This window comes from Kitasatospora sp. MBT63 (assembly GCF_000710465.2).
Classification (GTDB): domain Bacteria; phylum Actinomycetota; class Actinomycetes; order Streptomycetales; family Streptomycetaceae; genus Kitasatospora.
On sequence record NZ_JAIZ01000675.1, the window covers coordinates 1 to 1,094 of the forward strand.

Consider the following 1,094-nt stretch of genomic DNA (forward strand, 5'->3'; position numbering starts at 1 on the left):
GACCGCCCACTACGACGGCAACACCAACCTGAACGCCAGTGATTCGGCCTCCCTGAACCAGTCGGTTGGCGGCGCTCCCACGACCACTTCTCTCGCTGTCGACCAGGCCTCTCCGGTTCCCGGCCAAGTCGTGCAGTTCACGATCAAGGTGAAGAGTACGGTTCCGATCGGGACACCTCCCAACGGTACGGTCGACCTGCGGGACAGCAACGGTGACACGGTCGGGTTCGGCACACTCTCATCGGATCCAGCAGATCCCACCAATGCCTCGAGGGTGTCCTTCTCTCTGAGCCTGCTCGAAGGCAACCACAGCTTGACGGCGTACTACACGAATAGCGCCGCCGCATTCGCCCCCAGCAACAGCACACCACCACTCGACATCATCGTCAGCAAGGTCGCTACAACCACCATCCTCACCTCGGACGCCACGGATAGCGTTGCCGCTCCCGGACAGGACGTAGCGTTCACGGCCACCGTCACCGGCAATACCTCCACCGTGGACCCACCGACGGGCCTCGTGTCGATCATCGACGCCGACACCGGCAAAACCATCGTCCAAGGCCGGGCACTGGCCCCGGCCGACGACGGCAAACAAGCCACCGCAACGTTCTCCCTGACCGAACTGAAGCTCACTGGCGGCCTTCACCACCTCACTGCGAAGTACAGCAGCACCAGCAATATCTTTGCGTCCAGCAGCAGTGCACCACCCCTGGGCATCACTGTTCAGGCGGGGAGTACCACCACACTGACCAGCAGCTTGAATCCGTCTGCTCCTGGCCAGAAGGTCACCTTCACCGCCACCGTCACCGTCACCGGCAGCCTCGCCACTCAGCCCACCGGCACCGTCACTTTCAAGGACGGCGACACCCCAATCGGCGATCCCGTCGCCCTCACCGGGACGGGCAGCCCCACCGCCAGCCTCGATACCACCACGCTCACCACCACCGACCACACCATCACCGCCACCTACACCCCCGACGGAAACTACGCCGCCAGCAACGCATCCCTCACCCAACACGTCACCAACCCCACCGCCACCCTCACCCTCAAGGCCGACCCCGGCACCGGCGGCACCACCACCACCCTCACCGCCA

At 64.4% G+C, this 1,094-nt stretch carries 1 protein-coding gene; it reads left to right on the forward strand.

Annotated features, from left to right (window positions below; all coding sequences use genetic code 11):
• Positions 1-1,094: Ig-like domain repeat protein (locus tag AA75_RS48400; RefSeq protein ID WP_199520487.1), on the forward strand; the 1,094-nt coding region annotated here is incomplete at both ends.